This is a genomic window from Micromonospora sp. M51, assembly GCF_018070305.1.
Taxonomy (GTDB): domain Bacteria; phylum Actinomycetota; class Actinomycetes; order Mycobacteriales; family Micromonosporaceae; genus Micromonospora; species Micromonospora parva.
On record NZ_JAGPXZ010001259.1, the window covers coordinates 1 to 1005 of the forward strand.

Consider the following 1005-nt stretch of genomic DNA (forward strand, 5'->3'; position numbering starts at 1 on the left):
CGCGCCGACGGCAGCGAACCCGACGAGTACGCGATCCGCGGCGACGTGGTCGCGATGTTCTCCACCGCCACCGAGACCACCATCGCCCTGCTCTCCTGGCTGTGGCCGGTGCTGGCGTCCCGCCCCGACGTGGCCGAGCGGATGACCGACGAGATCGAGCAGGTGGTCGGCGCCGAACGGGTCGGCCGCGAGCACCTGCCCCAACTGCGCTACGGCCGGATGGTGCTCGACGAGATGCTGCGGCTCTACCCGGCGGGTTGGATGATCCCGCGCACCGCGGTCGGCGACGACATGCTCGGCGGGGTGCGGATCAAGGCCGGCGGCACCGTGCTGGTCAGCCCGTACGTGACCCAGCGGATGTCGACGTTCTGGGACAACCCGTCGCTCTTCGACCCGGAGCGGTTCGCGCCGGAGCTGCCCCGGCGGCGTTACCGGTACTCCTACTTCCCGTTCGGCGGGGGCCCGCACCAGTGCCTCGGGCAGTACCTGTTCCTGCTGGAGGCCCAACTCATCGTCAGCACCGTGCTGAGCCGCTACCGCTTCCGGCTGCGCGAACCGGTGGGCCTCACCCCTCGGATGGGTGCCTCCCTGCAACCCAAGCAGCGTGCCGAGGTCATCCTCACCGCGGTCGAGCGCCCGGCCGCATCGTGACCGAGACCCCGCGACCGGCACCGGCAGCTCATGACGCGATCGCCGAGCAGGGCCGGGTGTGCGCGCTCGCCGTGCGGGGCGTACGCGACCTGCAGGAAGTTACCGCCGACCATCCCGAGCTGTTCGACGCCGCGCCGTTCGACCCGGCGCTGCTCAGCTCGGTGGCCACCACCGTCGCCTTCATCGCACCCTGGCACAGTGCCGCCGAACTGCGGATCACCACCCGTACCGTGCTCTGGGTCTTCGCCACCGACTGGCAGGTCGACTACCTCGCCCGGTCCGTCGACGACATCCGGAAGGTGGTGACCGACTGCCTCGCGGTGGCCGACGGCGCCACGCCGGCACCCGGGCGGC

General features: G+C 71.5%; 1 protein-coding gene and 1 pseudogene. Both read left to right on the forward strand.

What is annotated here, in order from left to right:
* On the forward strand, window positions 1–651 hold a 651-nt coding region (locus tag KBX53_RS34120), incomplete at its 5' end, for a cytochrome P450 (RefSeq protein WP_210863942.1).
* Window positions 648–1005: pseudogene (locus KBX53_RS34125) on the forward strand (terpene synthase); the annotation flags it as partial. The gene KBX53_RS34120 and the pseudogene KBX53_RS34125, both read left to right, overlap by 4 nt.